The organism is Curtobacterium sp. HSID17257 (genome assembly GCF_003989515.1).
In the GTDB taxonomy this organism is placed as follows: Bacteria; Actinomycetota; Actinomycetes; order Actinomycetales; family Microbacteriaceae; genus Curtobacterium.
In genome coordinates this window covers 14,387-31,239 of record NZ_RBLU01000035.1, presented here as the reverse complement: position 1 = coordinate 31,239, position 16,853 = coordinate 14,387, and the positions used below count along the sequence as shown (strand labels likewise).

Annotated in this window: 20 protein-coding genes and 1 pseudogene; 5 read left to right on the top strand and 16 right to left on the bottom strand. The window is 73.0% G+C overall.

Annotation, left to right across the window (positions count from 1 at the left end; translation table 11 throughout):
- Positions 1-344, top strand: a pseudogene (locus D8M35_RS16570) (hypothetical protein); the annotation flags it as partial.
- Between the two features lie 130 nt (positions 345-474).
- Here D8M35_RS16570 and D8M35_RS07875 read toward each other — a convergent pair.
- The 4 genes from D8M35_RS07875 to D8M35_RS07860 are packed head-to-tail and all read right to left on the bottom strand — an operon-like array spanning position 475 to position 2,210.
- Positions 475-783 carry a hypothetical protein gene (locus D8M35_RS07875; RefSeq protein WP_126891350.1) on the bottom strand — a complete coding sequence of 103 codons (309 nt, stop codon included), beginning with the start codon at positions 781-783 and terminating at the stop codon, positions 475-477.
- Positions 780-1,448 carry a hypothetical protein gene (locus D8M35_RS07870; RefSeq protein ID WP_126891349.1) on the bottom strand — a complete coding sequence of 223 codons (669 nt, stop codon included), beginning with the start codon at positions 1,446-1,448 and terminating at the stop codon, positions 780-782. Before D8M35_RS07870 ends, D8M35_RS07875 begins: the two co-directional genes overlap by 4 nt.
- The gene (locus D8M35_RS07865; RefSeq protein ID WP_126891348.1) at positions 1,439-1,993 is read right to left on the bottom strand and encodes an RNA polymerase sigma factor; all 555 of its coding nucleotides are present in this window, start codon (positions 1,991-1,993) and stop codon (positions 1,439-1,441) included. Before D8M35_RS07865 ends, D8M35_RS07870 begins: the two co-directional genes overlap by 10 nt.
- Before the next feature lie 16 nt (positions 1,994-2,009).
- Entirely contained in the window at positions 2,010-2,210 is a 201-nt protein-coding gene (locus tag D8M35_RS07860; RefSeq protein ID WP_126891347.1) for a hypothetical protein, read from the bottom strand.
- Positions 2,211-2,316: 106 nt separating this feature from the next.
- Between D8M35_RS07860 and D8M35_RS07855 the strand changes: the two genes are divergently transcribed.
- On the top strand, positions 2,317-2,952 hold the full coding sequence (locus D8M35_RS07855) for an MOSC domain-containing protein (RefSeq protein WP_126891346.1): 636 nt from the start codon (positions 2,317-2,319) through the stop codon (positions 2,950-2,952).
- Here D8M35_RS07855 and D8M35_RS07850 read toward each other — a convergent pair.
- From D8M35_RS07850 to D8M35_RS07835, 4 genes are all read right to left on the bottom strand, one after another.
- Positions 2,854-3,336 carry an MmcQ/YjbR family DNA-binding protein gene (locus D8M35_RS07850; RefSeq protein ID WP_126891345.1) on the bottom strand — a complete coding sequence of 161 codons (483 nt, stop codon included), beginning with the start codon at positions 3,334-3,336 and terminating at the stop codon, positions 2,854-2,856. The two genes, D8M35_RS07855 and D8M35_RS07850, sit on opposite strands and share 99 nt — an antisense overlap.
- 91 nt (positions 3,337-3,427) lie before the next feature.
- Positions 3,428-4,012 (bottom strand): serine O-acetyltransferase EpsC, encoded by a 585-nt coding sequence (gene epsC, locus D8M35_RS07845; protein ID WP_238638143.1) that lies wholly within the window; start codon positions 4,010-4,012, stop codon positions 3,428-3,430.
- On the bottom strand, positions 4,009-4,947 hold the full coding sequence (gene cysK / locus D8M35_RS07840) for a cysteine synthase A (protein ID WP_126891344.1): 939 nt from the start codon (positions 4,945-4,947) through the stop codon (positions 4,009-4,011). Before cysK ends, epsC begins: the two co-directional genes overlap by 4 nt.
- Before the next feature lie 167 nt (positions 4,948-5,114).
- The gene (locus tag D8M35_RS07835) at positions 5,115-6,149 is read right to left on the bottom strand and encodes a dipeptidase (protein WP_126891343.1); all 1,035 of its coding nucleotides are present in this window, start codon (positions 6,147-6,149) and stop codon (positions 5,115-5,117) included.
- 45 nt (positions 6,150-6,194) lie between these two features.
- Here D8M35_RS07835 and D8M35_RS07830 point away from each other — a divergent pair, with 45 nt between their 5' ends.
- Both D8M35_RS07830 and D8M35_RS07825 read left to right on the top strand, forming a co-directional pair.
- Entirely contained in the window at positions 6,195-6,767 is a 573-nt protein-coding gene (locus tag D8M35_RS07830) for a GNAT family N-acetyltransferase (RefSeq protein WP_126891342.1), read from the top strand.
- Positions 6,764-7,270 carry an SRPBCC family protein gene (locus D8M35_RS07825; RefSeq protein ID WP_126891341.1) on the top strand — a complete coding sequence of 169 codons (507 nt, stop codon included), beginning with the start codon at positions 6,764-6,766 and terminating at the stop codon, positions 7,268-7,270. The genes D8M35_RS07830 and D8M35_RS07825 overlap by 4 nt, the downstream gene beginning before the upstream one ends.
- Here D8M35_RS07825 and D8M35_RS07820 read toward each other — a convergent pair.
- From D8M35_RS07820 to D8M35_RS07790, 7 genes are all read right to left on the bottom strand, one after another.
- Positions 7,237-8,067 carry a MurR/RpiR family transcriptional regulator gene (locus D8M35_RS07820; protein ID WP_126891340.1) on the bottom strand — a complete coding sequence of 277 codons (831 nt, stop codon included), beginning with the start codon at positions 8,065-8,067 and terminating at the stop codon, positions 7,237-7,239. The genes D8M35_RS07825 and D8M35_RS07820 overlap by 34 nt on opposite strands.
- Positions 8,064-9,392 carry an allantoate amidohydrolase gene (locus D8M35_RS07815; protein WP_126891339.1) on the bottom strand — a complete coding sequence of 443 codons (1,329 nt, stop codon included), beginning with the start codon at positions 9,390-9,392 and terminating at the stop codon, positions 8,064-8,066. The genes D8M35_RS07820 and D8M35_RS07815 overlap by 4 nt, the downstream gene beginning before the upstream one ends.
- Positions 9,389-10,630 (bottom strand): alanine--glyoxylate aminotransferase family protein, encoded by a 1,242-nt coding sequence (locus D8M35_RS07810; RefSeq protein WP_126891338.1) that lies wholly within the window; start codon positions 10,628-10,630, stop codon positions 9,389-9,391. Before D8M35_RS07810 ends, D8M35_RS07815 begins: the two co-directional genes overlap by 4 nt.
- Entirely contained in the window at positions 10,627-12,033 is a 1,407-nt protein-coding gene (allB, locus tag D8M35_RS07805) for an allantoinase AllB (protein WP_202976541.1), read from the bottom strand. The genes D8M35_RS07810 and allB overlap by 4 nt, the downstream gene beginning before the upstream one ends.
- The gene (locus tag D8M35_RS07800) at positions 12,030-12,809 is read right to left on the bottom strand and encodes an aspartate/glutamate racemase family protein (RefSeq protein WP_126891337.1); all 780 of its coding nucleotides are present in this window, start codon (positions 12,807-12,809) and stop codon (positions 12,030-12,032) included. The genes allB and D8M35_RS07800 overlap by 4 nt, the downstream gene beginning before the upstream one ends.
- A gap of 122 nt (positions 12,810-12,931) precedes the next feature.
- Positions 12,932-14,494, bottom strand: a complete 1,563-nt coding sequence (locus D8M35_RS07795) for an NCS1 family nucleobase:cation symporter-1 (protein ID WP_126891336.1) — start codon at positions 14,492-14,494, stop codon at positions 12,932-12,934.
- A 169-nt stretch (positions 14,495-14,663) separates the two neighbouring features.
- Positions 14,664-15,557, bottom strand: a complete 894-nt coding sequence (locus D8M35_RS07790) for an SDR family oxidoreductase (RefSeq protein ID WP_126891335.1) — start codon at positions 15,555-15,557, stop codon at positions 14,664-14,666.
- Between the two features lie 358 nt (positions 15,558-15,915).
- On the opposite strand from D8M35_RS07790, the gene D8M35_RS07785 reads away from it, so the two are divergent.
- Positions 15,916-16,461, top strand: coding sequence for a cysteine hydrolase family protein (locus D8M35_RS07785; protein ID WP_126891334.1), 546 nt, complete (start codon positions 15,916-15,918; stop codon positions 16,459-16,461).
- A gap of 18 nt (positions 16,462-16,479) precedes the next feature.
- On the opposite strand, the gene D8M35_RS07780 is transcribed toward D8M35_RS07785, so the two are convergent.
- Positions 16,480-16,836: a hypothetical protein gene (locus D8M35_RS07780; RefSeq protein WP_126891333.1), complete on the bottom strand. Its 357-nt coding sequence runs from the start codon at positions 16,834-16,836 to the stop codon at positions 16,480-16,482.
- Between the last annotated feature and the right edge of the window lie 17 nt (positions 16,837-16,853).

Below are 16,853 nucleotides of genomic sequence, written 5' to 3'. Positions count from 1 at the left end.
CCGCCGCAGCAGCCGAGCGCCAGGCCGCTGCGAACACCGTCGGCGGCGCCAAGGCCACCGCGTCCTCGATGGCGTCGTCGCAGTACGGCTGGGGCTCCGCGCAGTTCCAGTGCCTCGACAACCTCTGGACCAAGGAGTCCGGGTGGAACTACCAGGCCGTCAACCCGAACGGCGGCGCGACGGGCATCCCGCAGGCGCTCCCCGGCTCGAAGATGGGCACCGTCGCGGCGGACTGGCGGACCAACGCCACCACGCAGATCACGTGGGGGCTGCAGTACATCAGTGCGGCCTACGGCACGCCCTGCGCGGCGTGGGCCCACTCGCAGGCGACCAACTTCTACTGAGCCGCGAGCGGGTGACGGAGGTCACCACCTGACGGAAGGGAGGCACGGTGCCAGCGGGCGCCGTGCCTCCCGTCCGTCACGTGGTCCGTCCTCGTCGCCCGTCGCCGTCGTGCAGGCGGTCTGTCCCCGGTCAGCCGACGCGCGCGATGCGGACGTCCACGCGGGCGAGCGCGAGCCCGCGCTCGCCCGCGACGCGCAGTGCTGCGTCGTGCGCCGCATGCGCCGCCGAGCGCGCGGGGACCGAGCCGTCCGTGCCGACGACGACGCGCAGGACGTCGTCGTCGAGCACGACCCGGGAGACCGGCGTGCGGGAGGCGATGCGTCGGGCGGACTCGACCGCGCTGCCGAGCGTCGGCCGGGCGCGGTACAGGTCGGCCACCCCGGGTGCCGCGAGCACCGCGGCCTCGATCGCCGCGGCCGTCTCGTCGTCCAGGCTCATGCGGAGGCCTCCTCGTCGGTGATGCCGGGCGTCTCGTCCCCGTCGCCCGGGGCGAGCGGGGGCAGGAGGTCCCGGACACGGACGTCGACCGCCTCGATGCGCAGGTCGGTCTGCTCGGCCAGGGTCCCGGCCACGGCCTGGCGCACGTGCTCGGCTGCGGGGTGGATCGGGGTACCGGCCCGGACCGCCAGCTCGACCAGGACCCGGACGGGTGCGTCGAGCAGCGTCACGTCGCCCTGCAGCGAGCACCGCGCGACGACGACACCGGGCACGACGTCGCCGGCCGTCCGGACCAGGGAACGGATCGCCCCCTCGGTCATCACGGGGCGCTCGGTCGGGACCGACGGGCGGAGCGGGACGTCACGACCGGCGCGCGCCTCGAGCGAGATGTTCGCCAGGACACCGCCGATCCAGGACTCGTCCGCCGGGGCCTCCTGCTCGGCGGCGGCGTCGAGCGACCCGAGGGACGACTGCCGGAGCCGGACCAGGGCGGCGAGGGCGTTCTGGCACGCGGCCGAGTCGTCGATGCTCGGATCGGCGGGCTGCATCCCGGCGTCCAGGTAGTCGGCGAGGTCGTCGATGGTGTGGCCGTCGAGGTCCTCGGGCTCGAGCGTGTCGAGCTGTACGTCGTCGGGCCGCACGTCGTCGGGTCCGGTCATCGCCATGCCTCCATGAGACGGATCATGTTCTTCCTCGCACGCGAGAGCAGTCCCCGCACCGTCGACACGGGCAGGTCGAGTTCCTCGGCGATGGCCTCGTAGCGGTACTCGAGCACCTCCTTCATCACCCAGCAGCGCCGCTGCGCCTCGGGCAGCTCCGCGAGGGCGGTCTCGACGGCCTCCTCGCGGGAGCGGGCCTCGGCGACCCGCTCCGGGGCGTCGTCCCGGGGCGCGGCGACCTCGATCTCGGTGACGTCGAGGTGCTCGCGCCGGGCACGGATGCGGTCGATGCACTTGCGGCTGAGGATCCGCATGAGCCACGACTTGACCTTGGCGCCGTCCTCGAGCGCGTCGAGTCGCCCCCACGCGGTGATGAAGGTCTCCTGCACGACGTCGTCGAGCTCGTCGGTCGACCCGAGCGTGCGCCGGGCGTAGGCGCGGAGCAGCGGCGTGTACCGCCGGATGAGGACCTCGAACGCCCGGACGTCACCGTCGGACGAGCGGTCCGCGAGGACGGCGTCGTCGAGGTCGGCGAGGGGCTGGTACGGCACGCGACCCTTCTACCGGTCAGCGGTGGGGGAAGTCTGGGCGGGTGGCGGCCGTGCCCGTGGCGATCACCTGCAGCGGACCGACGGGACGGGCGCCGAGCGTCCGCACGCGCACCTGCGCGAGACCGTGCGCGGCCGGGGAGCGCGTCGCCCGGCAGCGGGTCGGGAGCGTGCCGGGGCGTCGCAGCGCAGCGGCGGTGGCGAAGGTGGCGTCGGTCATGCTCGGTCTCCTCTGGTTCCACCGGTGTGACGGATCCCGGAGCCGGATCGTCACGCCCCCGTGCGCATCACGGCGTCCGGGTCGCCGTCTGCGTCAGGATGGGGGCATGAGCCACGTCACCGCCGTCTGCCGCGTCGACCAGCTGCTGCGCGACTCGGGCACGATCGGCGTCACGGCGATCGACAAGCGGCCCGTGGACGGCCCGGTCCGCGTCCGCCCGCTCGGACTCCACGCCGACGTGCAGGCGGACCGGAAGCACCACGGGGGCGAGGACCAGGCGGTGTACGCCTACGCCGACGAGGACGCCGCGTACTTCTCGGACCTGCTCGGTCGCGACGTCCCGCCGGGGCTGTTCGGCGAGAACCTCCGCACGGACGGGGTCGACGTGACCGGCGCCGTGACGGGCGAGCGGTGGCGCATCGGCGAGACGCTCGAACTCGAGGTCACGATCCCGCGGGTGCCCTGCGGCACCTTCGCACGCCGGATGGGGATCCCCGGGTGGGTGAAGCGGTTCGCCGCGGAGAACCGCCCGGGAGCGTACCTGCGGGTCCTGCGGAGCGGTCCGGTGGCGGCGGGCGATCATGTGGTCGTGACGTACCGACCGGCGCACGGTGTCACGATCGGCGAGATCTCGGCCGGACTGTCAGCCGAGCGGGCCCGCGCGGTGCTCGACTCCGGTGACCGGCTCGCCCCGAAGGTCGTCCGGGACGTCTCGAAGGTGCTCGCGCGCGGCCGCGTCTGACCCGCCGGTGCGACGCCCGACGTCGGGGTCGAGCGGCCGTCGGGACCGCGGCAGGCCGGCGACGACGAGGTCGTACGAGTTCGCGACGAGGTCCTCGACCATCGTCTCGTCGAGTCCGTCGCCGGGAGCCAGCGTGATCCAGTGACGCTTGTCCATGTGCCAGCCCGGGGTGATCTCCGCGTGGTCCCGGACGAGCGCCGCTGCGTGCGGCGGCGCGCACTTGAGGTTGACGATCGGCACACCGCGCAGCGTCGTGGCCAGGACGAACATCCGCCCGACCACCTTGTGCACGACGGACTGCTCGCCGAATGGCTGCGTCTCCTCGACCGCGGGCAGGGCCAGCGCCGTCCGGAAGGTCACCTCGTGCAGTGCTGCGCCGTCCACCCCACCAGCATGCCGCACCGCTCCGACACACTGTCGACCCTGGGCGGGCAGTCGACGGCGGCAGCGTGCGACCGGTCGCGACCGACCGCCGTCAGAGCGTCGGGACGCCCTCGTGCCCCGACCTCGGTCGCGCGGTCCCGGCCACACCCGTCACGACGGAGCCGGCGGGGACGTCCTTCGTCACGACCGTGTTCGCACCGACGACCGAGTCCGCGCCGACCGTGATCGCGCCGATCAGCGACGATCCCGCGCCGAGCACCACGCGATCGCCCACGGTCGGGTGCCGTCGCTGACCCGGGCCGTGCTCCCCGCCGCGCCCACCGAGCGTCACACCGTGGAAGACCAGCACGTCGTCGCCGATCACCGCGGTCTCGCCGATCACGACGCCCATGCCGTGGTCGATGAAGAAGCGTCGACCGATGCGCGCGCCGGGGTGGATCTCGATGCCCGTGGCCGATCGAGCGACCTGCGCGAGCGCCCGGGCGGCGAACCGCGAGCCGGGCAGGCCTCGGGCGAGCCACAGCCGGTGCGTCAGCCGGTGCGTCCAGATCGCGTGCAGCCCCGAGTAGACGACCGCGTTCTCCAGGTCGCCCCGGGCAGCGGGGTCACCGCGGCGTGCTGCGGCGAGGTCCTCGCGGACCCGCCACAGCACGCCGCGTCGGACGGCACGCGTCACGCAGTGAGCCCCTCGAACAGCGGCGTGGACAGGTAGCGCTCGCCGGTGTCGCACACGATCGCGACGACGCGCTTGCCGGCGTTCTCCGGACGGGCGGCGATCTCGACGGCGGCGTGGATGATCGCGCCGGACGAGATGCCGGCCAGGATGCCCTCCTCGGTGCCGAGCGCGCGGGCGACCCGGAGTGCGTCGTCGAGCTCGACGTCGAAGACCTCGTCGATGACGTCGCGGTCGAGGACCTCGGGGACGAAGTTGGCGCCGATGCCCTGGATCTTGTGCGGACCGGCCTTGCCCTCGGTGAGCAGCGGGGAGTCCTTCGGCTCGACCGCGACGATCTGCACGCCCGGCACACGCTCCTTGAGCACCTGCCCGACACCCGTGATCGTCCCGCCGGTGCCGACCCCGGCGACGAAGACGTCGACGTGGCCCTCGGTGTCACGGAGGATCTCCTCCGCCGTGGTCTTCCGGTGGATCGCGGCGTTCGCCGGCGTCTCGAACTGGTGCGCCAGGATCGCGCCGGGGGTCTCCTCGACGATCTGGCCCGCGCGCGCCACGGCGCCCTTCATGCCCTCGGACCCCGGGGTCAGGACGATCTCGGCGCCGAAGGCCCGGATCAGGGCACGCCGCTCGACGCTCATCGTCTCGGGCATCGTGATCACCACGCGGTAGCCGCGGGCGGCACCGACCAGCGCCAGGGCGATGCCGGTGTTGCCGGACGACCCCTCGACGATCGTGCCGCCGGGGCGCAGCTCGCCGGACTCCTCGGCCGCGTCGATGATCGCGACGCCCAGGCGGTCCTTGACGCTCGACCCGGGGTTGTAGAACTCGAGCTTGGCGAGGACCTCGGCACCGTCGGCCTTCGGCAGGCGGTTGAGTCGGACGAGCGGGGTGTTGCCGAACGCCTGCGAGATGTTGTCGTAGATGGTGCCGGTCATCCGTTGTCGTCCTCCGGGTCGAGTTCTCGCGCCGTCGGTGGCGGCGCTGCGGTCCGCTCGCGATCCTAGCGACGGCGCCCGGCGTTCCCCTGTCGATGACGCCCGTTGACGTGGCGGGCGCACACCGCGCCTCCCGGCCGCGGCCCTCCCGACCGGGTCTGCACGGCTCAGCGCAGGGCGCTCCGCGCGAACCGCTCGTCCGTCGCCTCGAGCACCCGGAGCACGTTGCCCCCGGCGAGCGCCCGCAGGTCGTCGTCGCCCCAGCCGCGACGGCGCAGCTCCTCGGCGAGCACGGGGTACCGCGACACGTCCCGCAGGTCCGGCGGCAGCACCGGGGTGCCGTCGTAGTCCCCGCCCAGCCCGATGTGCCGTGCCCCCGCGACCTCGCGGGCGTGGTCGACGTGGTCGGCGACGTCCGCCACCGTGACGAGCGGCGGCTCCCCCTCGGAACCCGCTTCCTCCCAGTCGGCCCACGCTCGCGAGACGAACTTCGGCACGAACGTGATCATGACGACGCCCCCGTTGTCGGCCGTCCGGGCGAGCACGTCCTCGGGCACGTTCCGGGGGTGGTCGTCGACGGCGACGGTGGACGAGTGGCTGAAGACGACCGGCTGCGTCGCGACGTCGAGGGTGTCGCGCATCGTCGCCGGAGCGGTGTGCGACAGGTCGACGAGCATGCCGATCCGTTCCATCTCGGCGACGACCTCGCGTCCGCGGTCGGTCAGGCCACCGTGTGCCCGCGCGCCGGTGGCCGAGTCGGCCCAGGTCGTGTCGTCGTTGTGCGTCAGCGTCATGTACCGCACACCGAGCCGGGCGAAGGACCGGAGGACGGCGAGGTCGTCGCCGATCGAGTGACCGCCCTCGGCGCCGAGCAGCGATGCGATCCGTCCGGCGTCGACGGCGGCGCGCAGTCCGGCGGCGGAGCGGACGAACGTCAGGTCGTCGGGGTACCGCGCGACGATGCGGTGCGCGGTGTCGATCTGCTGCAGGGTGGTCCGCACCGGGTCGGGGTCGTCCGACGGCACGAACACCGACCAGAACTGCCCGACCACTCCCCCGGCGCGCAGCTTCGGCAGGTCGGTGTGCAGCGTCCCCTGCTCGGTGTCGATGCCCTCGACCCCGGAGTCGTGCGACTCGCGACGTTCCCAGGGCAGGTCGTTGTGTCCGTCGATGACCGGGAAGGCGAGGGAGTCGAACGTCATGCCGCCGACGCTACCGTGCGACCCGACGATCACTAGGCTCGCGGTGTGCACCCCGTGACGCTCCGCACCGACCGGCTCGTGCTCTCCGCTCCGGGTCCGGCCGACGCCGACGACGTCGTCGCGTACGCGAACGACCCCGACGTGATCGCCTTCACCCCGGTCCCCGTGCCGTACGGCCACGCCGAGGCGCACCAGTTCATCGAGCGGGTCGGCGACGGCTGGCGCGACGACACCCGGTACGACTTCGGGATCCGACGGGTCGACGACCCGCGCCTGCTCGGCACGGTCGGCGTGTTCGGCTTCGTGGACGGTGCGGCCGAGATCGGGTACGCGCTGCACCCGGACGGCCGTGGGCACGGGTTCGTGACCGAGGCCGCTGCCCGGGTGCTCGAGTGGGCCTTCGCGGCACCGCCGATCGGCCTCGGTCTGGTGCGGGTGCAGTGGCGCGCACTCGGGACGAACGCGGCCTCGGCCGCGACGGCCAGACGGATCGGCATGCGGTACGAGGGCCGGTCCCGCTCGGCCGTCGTCCACCGCGGGGTCCGCCACGACCAACTGCTCGCCGCCGTGCTGCGGGACGACGACCGGACGGCGCCGACGGACTGGCCGACACCGTGACCGTCGCCTTCCGCGTCGTCACCGAGATCGCCGCTCCGGTGGAGCGCGTCTTCGCGCTGTCGCTCGACATCGGCGCGCACGAACGCTCGATGGCGGACACCGACGAACGTGCCGTCGCCGGGACGACGACCGGCACCATCGGGCTCGGCGAGAGCGTCACGTGGCGTGCGCGGCACTTCGGGATCGTCTGGTCGATGACGAGCAGGATCACCGCCCTGGAGGCTCCGGGTCGCTTCGTCGACGAGCAGGTGCGTGGTCCGTTCGCCCGGTTCCGGCACGAGCACCGGTTCGGACCGTCGGCCGGTGGCACGCGGATGGTCGACGAGATCGTCTTCCGGGCACCCCTCGGCCCGCTCGGGTGGCTGGCCGAGCGGATCGCGCTCGCCCGCTACCTGCCGCGGCTGATCGCCGCGCGCAACGCATCGCTCCGCGACGAGCTCGAACGGGACGAGGACGAGAACGGAGACGGTCAGCGGGGGGCGAGCTCCCCGAGCGCGTCGTAGGCCGCCGCCACGGCGTCCACCCGGGCACGCCCTGCCGGCCCGGAGGCCTCGTACACGTCGTTCGCGATGGCCGCGACGACCGCGAAGAGCGCCGCCATCGAGTCGAACGCCGACGGGGAGTCCACCGGGCAGAGCACCGCGGTCGCCGCGGGAGCCGCGATCACCGCCGCCGTCGGGTCACCGAGCACGACCACGTCGGCACCGGTCGCGACGCAGTGTCGCACGAGCCGCTCGGCACCCGCCGCGTGCCGCCGGACGGTGACGAGCACGACGAGGTCCCGCCGGTCGAGGTCCGCGACCTCCTCGCCCAGTCGCTGTCCCGGAGCCGGACCGATCCGGACGTCCGGACGCACCTGGGCCAGTTGGGAGCGGAGCTGCATCGCGACGGGGTGCGCACCGCGTTCCCCGACGACGAGCACTCGACGGGCTCGGACGATCCGACGTGCGAGCCGGACACGGTCGGCTCGTGCGAGCGAGGCGAAGGCGGCATCGAGGTTCCGTGCCTCGACCGCCCGCTGGTCGACGTGTGCGGCGTCCTCGGCCGCCCACGGCAGCCCGCTGCCCCGGGCGGACATGAGTTCCTGCCGGACCTCGGCGGCGTCCTGGAACCCGAGGGAGCGGACGAGCCGCGAGACCGTGGCCTTCGAGGTGCCCGACTCGGCCGCGAGCTCGGCGGAGGTGCCGACGAGCAGCAGCTCCGGGTCGTGGCGGACCATCGCGGCGACCCGGCGTTCCGCGGGCGACAGTCGGTCCCAGACCGCGTCGACCCGGGCGCGGACGTCCGGCACGGCGCTCACCGCGTCTCCGCCCGGTCGTCGGCGATGCGCTCGACCGCGACGGCCAGCGCGTCGAGACCGAGCGCGACGTCGTCCTCCGAGACGAACTCGTCGGGGTGGTGGCTGATGCCGTCCGGGTTGCGGAGGAACAGCATCGCGACGTCGGTGACGAGCCCGAGGGACATCGCGTCGTGCCCGGCGCGCGAGAACAGCTCCGCCGGTGCGGCCGCTCCGGTCGAGGCGATGCCGGCACGGACCGCGTCCATCAGCGCCGGAGCACAGAACACCGCCGGCGCGCGGTGCACCTCGGTCGGCGAGACCGTCACGCCCCGTCGGTCCCCGATCTCGTCGAAGGCGGCCGTGATCGTCTCCCAGACGCGGTCGCGCCCCTCGTCGAACTCCCCGCGCAGGTCGACGCTGAACCGGGCGAGCCCCGGGACGACGTTGACGGCGCCGGGCTCGACGGACATCGTGCCGACCGTGCCGACGTGCTGCTCGGCGCGGCAGATCCGCTCGACGGCGAGCGCCGCCTCGGCCGCGGCGAGGAGCGCGTCGTGGCGCCGCTCGTACGGGGTGCCGCCGGCGTGCCGGGCCTCACCGACCGCCTCGACGGAGAACCGCCGGGCGCTCGCGATGCTCGTGACCACGCCGAGCGCCTGGCCGGCCCGCTCGAGGTACGGGCCCTGCTCGATGTGCGCCTCGAGGTACCCGACGAGCCGCTCCGGGGGCAGCGCCGCCTCGCGCACGCGGGCGGGGTCGAGGCCGAAGTCGGTGAACGCCTGCCGGAGCGTGATCCCGTCACCGTCCTCGAGGTCCCACCAGGCGTCGTCCCACACACCGGCGACGGCGGAGGACCCGAGCAGGGCCTTGCCGAAGCGCGTGCCCTCCTCGTCGGAGAACGCGATCACCTGCAGGGCGAAGGGCAGCGGCCCCGATGCGGCGAGTCGGGCCGCGGTGCGGATCGCCATGAGGACGCCGACGACGCCGTCGTAGCGGCCCGCGTCGACCACGGTGTCGAGGTGCGACCCGAGCAGCAGCACGGGGGCGTCCGGCGTCGCGCCGTCGACGATGCCGTGCAGGTTGCCCGCGGCGTCCTGCCAGGTGCGGAGTCCGGCGTCCTGCATCCACTCCGCGACCACCGCGTTCACCCGGGCGTGCTCGGGCGACAGGTACACGCGGGTGGTGCGGTCCGCGTCCTGGGAGATCCCGGCGAGGGTGTCGCACCACCGCACGATCGTCGCGGCGTCGGCGATCGCACGGGCACTCGCGGTCGGTGCCGCGTGGGCCTCGGCCGTCCGGGGTCCGGCCGTCGTGGGTCCGGTCGTCGTGGGTCCGGTCGTCGTCATACGGCTGCCCCGATCGGCGTGACGCGGTCGGCGTGGACGTCGAGTGCGGCGTCGACCCCGGCACCCTGCGGCACGGCGTGGCCGGCGCGGCGCAGGCAGTGCTCGAGCGCGGCGAGGGTCCGCACGACGGTGTCCTTCCGGGCGTTGTACCCCATCGTCCCGATGCGCCAGACCCGTCCGTGCAGCGGTCCGAAGGACGTCCCGATCTCGATGCCGTGGTCCTCGAGCATCGCGCCGCGGACCTGGTCGCCCACGACGTCGTCCGGGATCTCCACGGCCACGACGTTGTGCATCTTGTGGGCCACGTCGCCGAAGACGCGCAGCCCGAGCGCCTCGACCCCGGCGAGCATCGCCCGGCCGGCGGTCGCGTGGCGCTCGATCACCGCCTCGCGCCCCTCCTCGAGCAGGATGCGGGCGCACTCGTTCGCGGCGTAGAGCATCGACGCGGCCTCGGTGTGGTGGTTGAGGCGCCGCGGGCCCCAGTAGTCGAGGATCATCGCGAGGTCGAGGTAGTTCGACCGGATCGGGTCGTCGGACACGACGTCGTCGACCTCGCGGATGCCGGCCTCGATGCTGCGACGGCCGTCGAGCACCGAAACGGCCCGCGGCGACAGGGTGATCGGTGCGCTGCCGGACGGGCCGCCCAGGCACTTCTGCAGGCCGGCGCTCACGACGTCGATCCCCCACGCGTCGGTCTCGAGCGGGTTGCCGCCGATGCTCGCCGTGGCGTCGGTGTACAGCAGCACGCCGTGCCGCTCGCAGATCGCCCCGAGCTCGTCGAGCGGCTGGTTCATCGTCGTCGAGGTGTCGCCCTGCACGACCGCCAGGACCTTCGGCCGGACCCGCTGGACCGCGTCCTCGATCACCGACGGCGGGAACACCTGCCCCCACTCGGTCTCGATGGTGTGCACCTCGGCACCGGCACGGGTGGCGATCTCGGCGAGCAGGTGTCCGAAGCGGCCGAAGACCGGCACGAGCACCCGGTCCCCCGGGGCGAGCAGCGACACCAGCGCCGCCTCGATGCCCGCGCGGGAGGTGCCGTCGACGAGCACGGTGGCGTCGTTCCGCGTGCCGAAGACCCGGCGGTACAGCTCCTGCGTACCGGTCATGGTCGCGGTCATCCACGGGTCGTACTGCCCGACGAGCGGGGTCGACAGCGCGCGGAGCACGCGGGGGTCCGCGTCGATCGGTCCCGGCCCCATGAGGAGTCGGGCGGGCGGGTTCACTGGCTGGGTCATGGTGCCTCCGTTCCGTAGGTGAATGTACTGGAACGCTCGTTTCGTGCGTGTTGCGACGCTACCGGTCGGTCGAGCAGGACGCCGTCGATGGTGGTGACCCCGTGGTCGGCCGTCGCCACGAGCCGCCCGCGGAGCCAGGTCTCGGTGACGACCCCGAGCGTGTGCAGGCCGGCGTACGCGGACACCGGGTTGCGGTGCGCCAGGGCCGACACCTCGACGACGCGCTCGGCCGCCGGGTCGAGGACCGCGAGGTGCGCGACCGCCCCCGGCGCGATCAGGCCACGGTCGGTGAACCCGACGACCGCCGCGGGTCCGGTCGTGAACCACGGCAGGACGGTCTCGAGCGGCAGCCCTCGGCGCACCGCCTCGGTCCACACCGCTCGGAAGCCCACCTGGAGTCCGGCGATGCCGCCCCACGCCGATCCCCAGTCGTCGGTCTTCAGGTCGGCTGTGGACGGCGAGTGGTCCGACACGACGCAGTCGATCGTGCCGTCGAGCAGCCCCGCCCAGAGCGCGTCGCGGTTCGCGTCGTCGCGGATCGGCGGGCAGCACTTGAACTCGGTCGCACCGTCCGGGATCGACCCGGCCTCGAACGCCAGGTAGTGCGGACACGTCTCGACGGTCACCCGCACGCCGTCGGCCCTGGCTGCCCGGATCATCGGGAGCGCCCCCGCGTCGGACAGGTGGAGCACGTGCACGCGGGCACCCGTCGCCCGCGCGCCGTCGAGGACCCGCGCGACGGCGGACTGCTCGGCACGGCCCGGACGGGTGGCGAGGAAGTCGGCGTAGTGGCTGCCGAGCGTCTCGTGCGGCACGAGGTGGTCCGGGTCCTCGGCGTGCACGATGAGCAGGGCGTCGAGCTCGGCGACCTCCTCGATCGCCGTGCGCAGCTGCACCGGGTCGAGGTGCGGGAACTCGTCGACGCCGCTCGGCGCGGTGAAGCACTTGAACCCGAAGACCCCGGCATCGTGCAGCGGACCGCGTGCTCCGGCGTTCGCGGGGACCGCGCCGCCCCAGAACCCGACGTCCACCGCGACGCGGCCCTCGGCGCTCGCCCGCTTCACCGCGAGGGCGTCGACGTCCACGGTCGCCGGGATCGAGTTCAGCGGCATGTCGACGATCGTGGTCACGCCGCCGAGGGCCGCCGCCCGCGTGGCCGAGGCGAAGCCCTCCCACTCGGTGCGGCCGGGTTCGTTGACGTGCACGTGGGTGTCGACGAGCCCCGGCAGCAGCACGTGCTCGTCGGGCACGGTGCGGTCGAGCGAGGCCGCGACCGACGCACCGAACGGCAGGACCGCGTCGACCACGCCGTCGCGGACGACCACCGCGGCCGGCCGGAGGACGCCGTCGACCCACGTCTGCCGACCGCGGAGCACCAGGTCGACAGGAGCTGCGGTGCTCACGCCGAGACCCCCGTCACCAGGGCCGGGCTCGCTGCCCCGTCGGCCGACGGCAGCGTGAACCCGGACAGCAGTCCCGTCACCGGCTTCGGTGGCGGCGGGGCGTACTCGCCGGTCTTGCCGGTGCGGAGCCCGAGCCGGACGAGCGACTCCGCGAGGACCGTCGCCGCGGCCACGCCGTCGACCACCGGCGCCCCGATCTCCCGCGAGACCTCGGCGCAGAACTCCGCCATGCCGGCGCACCCGAGCACCACGGCGTCGGCGCCGCCGGCGAGCACGGCGCGGCACTCCTCGACGACGAGCTCGCGTGCCCCGGACGTCGGGTCGTCGAGCTGCAGCACGGGCACCTCGCAGGCACGGATCTCGGTCACCAGGGACGCGAACCCGTAGCGCTCCGCCAGCTCCCACGCCCGTCCGGTCGTGCGGGCCAGGGTGGTGACGACGCCGAACCGTCGCCCGAGCATCGCGGCCGCGTGGTAGCCGGCCTCGGCGATCCCGATCACCGGGCCGGCGGCGAGCTCCCGCGCCGCGTCGAGCCCCGGGTCCCCGAAACACGCGACGACGTACGCGTCGACCCTCTGCTGCTCACCGAGCGCGATCTGTTCCAGGAGCCCGGGGACCGCGAGGGCCTCCTCGTAGTGGCTCTCGATCGAGGCCGGACCGGTCGTGGGCGTCACCGCCTCGACGACGGTGCCGGGTCCGGCGACGGCGGTAGCGGCGCGGCCGATCGCGGCGGTCATCGACGCGGTGGTGTTGGGGTTGACGACGCGGATGCGCAAGCGGGACCTCTCGGGCGGGGCTGGGACGGGGGTGGAACGGAGTGGCCGCGGAGGCGACGATCCGGCCGGGAGGCGGGTCGCGCCTCCCGGCCGGTGCCGCTGAGCGGGGTGTGGCGGACGGCTCAGTCGCGACCGGCGGCAGCGCCGTCGTCGACCGTCGGGTCGTCCGCGGCCAGCACGGGCATGCGGGGCGACCGACGCTCGAGCGCCCAGAAGACGACCAGCCCGAGGCCGCAGCCGATGAACCAGCTGTAGTTGCTCACCCAGGGCAGGACGCCCGTGGCCGGCGGCAGGACCGCGCTCGCGACCGACACGGCGCCGGCGACCAGCAGGGTCCACATCGCGTTCGGGTTCCAACCGGCGCGGTACCAGTACCGGGCGGTCGGCTCCTTCGAGTACATGTCGTCGACCGCGACCCGCTGCTTCGCCACCAGGTAGTAGCCGGCGATCAGGATCCCGAACAGCGGGCCGATCAGGGCGCCGAGGATGCCGAGCGTGTAGAGGATCGCCTGGTCGTTGCCGTACCAGTTCCACGGCGTCAGCAGCACGGAGCCGACGGCGGCGATCATGCCGCCCGTCCGCCAGCTGATCTTCCGCGGGGCGACGTTCGAGAAGTCGAACGCGGGGCTGATGAAGTTCGCGACGATGTTGATGCCGACCGTCGCGGTGACGAACGTGAGGCCGCCGAGCAGGATCGCGAACGGTGCGTCGATCGCCTGGACCGTCTCGATCGGGTCGGTGATGAGCTTGCCGAAGACCGGGACCGTCGCGCTCGCGCAGAGCACGGTGAGCACCGAGAAGAACAGGAAGTTGACCGGCAGGCCCCAGAAGTTGCCGCGCTTCACCGACCGGAACGAGCGGCCGTAGCGCGAGAAGTCGCCGAAGTTCAGCATCGGACCGGAGAAGTAGCTCACGACGATCGCGACGGCCGAGAGCATGACCGGGACGGACGCACCGAACGACATCGGCGCGCCCGTGTGCAGGGTCAGCGAGATGTTGCCGATGCCGGCCTTCGCGACCAGGTACACGGCGAGCGCGATCATCACGACGTAGACGGCCGGGCCGGCGAAGTCGATGAAGCGGCGGATCGCCTCCATGCCCATCGAGAACAGCGCGGCCTGCGCGACCCAGAGGATGCCGTAGGAGATCCAGCCGAGCGCGGAGAGCCCGAGGAACGAGTGGTCGAGCAGCGCAGCCGAACCCGGGACGAACTTCAGGAACACGATGTTGAGCGACTGGGCCGCGAGGAAGGTCTGCACGCCGTACCAGGCCGTCGCGATGAGGCCGCGGATCACGGCGGGCACGTTGGCCCCGATGACGCCGAACACTGCGCGGTTGATGACCGGGTACGGCACCCCGGTCCGCTGGGACGGCTTCGCGACGAGGTTCGCGAAGACCTGCACGACGAGGATGCCGACGACCAGGGCGACGAGCACCTGCCAGCTCGCGATGCCGAGCGCGAAGAGCGACCCGGCGGTGACGTAGCCGCCGACCGAGTGCACGTCGGACATCCAGAAGGCGAAGATGTTGTAGCTCGTCCAGCGCTGCTCACGCAGCGGTGCGAGGTCCTCGTTGGTGAGCGCCGGGTCGTACCCGGGCTTGACGACGCCCGCGCCGGCGGCTGCCGACGACGTCGTGCGGGGGGCGTGGGGCGCGGCGACCGGGGTCGCGATCTCTGTGACCAAGGCGTCCTCCGTGGGAGTGGGCGGCGGGGGTCCCCGCTCGTGGACGACGCTATGGAGGCTGTTCGCGCCGCCCGTTTCCCTCGTGTAACGGTCGTGTGACGCGGTGGACGTGCTGGAACGAGCGTTCCGGATCGGAGCAGTCGGACGTCAGGGCCGAGTGCTCACCGGGTCACCGGCGTCCCGGCAGCCGCAGGTCCCGCCAGGTGAAGCCGCCCCGGGGCGGGAGCGCCGCTCGGATGTGCTCGTCGTCGAAACGGGCCGTCGGCGCGAGGTCCGCGGGGAGCTCCCCGGCCGGCTGCGTCGCCTCGGTGACCCCCTCGGCGAGCATCCGCACCTGCGCCTTCGCGACGAGCGGCACGCGCATGGTCCACTCGGTCACCTGTCCGAGCAGCCGGTGCGCCCACACCGGCGCCGGGAACACCCGCACCGGGCGACCCACGACCCGTGCGACCCGGCGCACGGCCTCGCTGAGCAGCAACGCCTCGCCCCCGCGGACCGCCACCGTCCGGCGGGACAGCCGTCCCTCGAGCGCGCCGACGAGCACGTCCACGAGCTCGGCGACGGGGATGGGGCTGATCGTCTTCTCGCGGAACCCCACGGAGGCGAACAGCGGCACGGTCTGCACGGTGTGGCTGAGGTGGTCGACGAGGTGGTCCCCGTGCCCGTAGATCATCCCGGCCTTGAGCACCGTGTAGTCGAGCCCGGACGACCGGACCATCTCCTCCGCCGCCCACTTCGTCTCGTGGTACGGGGAACCCGTGCCCGGACGGGCCCGCAGGAAGCTCAGGAGCACGACGCGCTGCACCCCGGCGCGGTGGGCTGCTTCGAGCACGGCGGCGGTGCCGCGGACGTGCACGCGTTCGAAGGACTGGTCGCCGATCTCGCGGTTGATGCCGGCGCAGTGAGCGACCGCGTCGGCCCCGGCGAAGGCGTCGGTGAGGGCGTCGACGTCGTCGATCTCGACGCCGGTCCGACGGGAGACCACCACCACGTCGTCGGCCGGGTACCGCTCCGCGAGGTGTCGCCCCACGAAGCCGGTGCCGCCGGTGATCGCTACGCGCATGACTGGTCCTCCGCCCGGGACGCCGTGCCCCCTGCGGCCCACTCTAGGGAGTCCGGACGCGACCCGGTCGGCGGGTGTCGGGTGGTCGGGACAAAGGACTGGAGGCTCGTCGCGGGCGGGCGCTGCGCCTCTGGTCCGGCGCACATCGAGCGGCGCGACCCGGCTCGCTCTGTCGACGACGGCTTCCGCCAGGAGCGACCGGATCACGGCTGCTGCACGTCCTGGCAACCCCGGCACGACGTTCATCGGTCGCTCCCCTCCGCCAGCTCGAGCAGTATCGGATCGACCGGCAACGGCGCTCGGACTGAGCTCCGTTCGGAGCACCATCGTCACTGCGCGTCGGTGGCATGATGCTGCCATGCCGACCGTGAGCGCGATCCTCGTCATCGACCTGCAGCGAGGCGTCGTGCGGGACTGCTTCGATGCCGACGGCGTGCTCGCACGGACGGCCCGACTCGTCGATCGTGCGCGAGCGAGCGGAGTACCGGTGGTGTGGGTACAGGATCACGGCGACTTCGCCGAGGGTTCTCCGGACTGGGAACTCGCAGCACCACTCGAACGCCGACCGGAGGAGCCGCTCGTGCAGAAGGAGTACCGGGATGCGTTCGCGGACACCGACCTCCTCGAGGTCCTGGAGCGCTCGGGCGTGCAGCACCTGGTCGTCGCCGGTGCGCAGAGCGACCACTGCATCCGGACGACGACCCAGGCAGCAGCGGTGCACGGCTTCGACGTGACGTTGGTGTCCGACGCACACACGACGACGGACGCGGAGCACGGCGGTGTCCACATCAGTGCGGAGCAGATCGTCGCGCACACGAACATGTACTTCGGCGGTCTCAGGTACCCCGGCCGGCACTTCGCCGCCGAGCGGCACGATCGGATCGACTTCGCTCCCGTACTCTGACGACCGGCGAGGGATCATTCACTCGTGTACGCGACGGAGACGGTTCAGATCACGAGTCAGCCCAGCGACGTGTGACGATCCGAGCCGCGCAACCAAGGACTCGGAGAACGAGCGTGACCAGACGTCTTCCACCTCCTGCATCGTGATGTTCCCGTGAGTGAGCAGGATCTGTGCCAAGGCGACGGCCTCTGGTGCGTACTCGTCAGCCGGGGTGCCGCCGACACGTCCCGGCCTCAGACCGATCGGGTCGACAGCGGTCAACAGTTGGAGAGCATCGCGTGCGGTGCGCACGAGGTCGTCGCTGTCGCCTTCCGCAATGAGTGCGCCGAGACTGGCCAGTGGTTCGGAGGCCGCAGCAGACTCGTCGTTGATCACGACCCCATCATCGTGCA

Excerpts from the sequence above, each read along its gene's own strand:
- D8M35_RS07810 (WP_126891338.1), bottom strand. The coding sequence starts at position 10,630 with ATGACCCAGCCAGTGAACCCGCCCGCCCGACTCCTCATGGGGCCGGGA.
- D8M35_RS07815 (WP_126891339.1), bottom strand. The coding sequence starts at position 9,392 with ATGACGACGACCGGACCCACGACGACCGGACCCACGACGGCCGGACCC.
- cysK (WP_126891344.1), bottom strand. The coding sequence starts at position 4,947 with ATGACCGGCACCATCTACGACAACATCTCGCAGGCGTTCGGCAACACC.
- D8M35_RS07870 (WP_126891349.1), bottom strand. The coding sequence starts at position 1,448 with ATGGCGATGACCGGACCCGACGACGTGCGGCCCGACGACGTACAGCTC.
- D8M35_RS07835 (WP_126891343.1), bottom strand. The coding sequence starts at position 6,149 with ATGACGTTCGACTCCCTCGCCTTCCCGGTCATCGACGGACACAACGAC.
- D8M35_RS07785 (WP_126891334.1), top strand. The coding sequence starts at position 15,916 with ATGCCGACCGTGAGCGCGATCCTCGTCATCGACCTGCAGCGAGGCGTC.
- D8M35_RS07875 (WP_126891350.1), bottom strand. The coding sequence starts at position 783 with ATGAGCCTGGACGACGAGACGGCCGCGGCGATCGAGGCCGCGGTGCTC.
- D8M35_RS07860 (WP_126891347.1), bottom strand. The coding sequence starts at position 2,210 with ATGACCGACGCCACCTTCGCCACCGCCGCTGCGCTGCGACGCCCCGGC.
- D8M35_RS07790 (WP_126891335.1), bottom strand. The coding sequence starts at position 15,557 with ATGCGCGTAGCGATCACCGGCGGCACCGGCTTCGTGGGGCGACACCTC.
- D8M35_RS07855 (WP_126891346.1), top strand. The coding sequence starts at position 2,317 with ATGAGCCACGTCACCGCCGTCTGCCGCGTCGACCAGCTGCTGCGCGAC.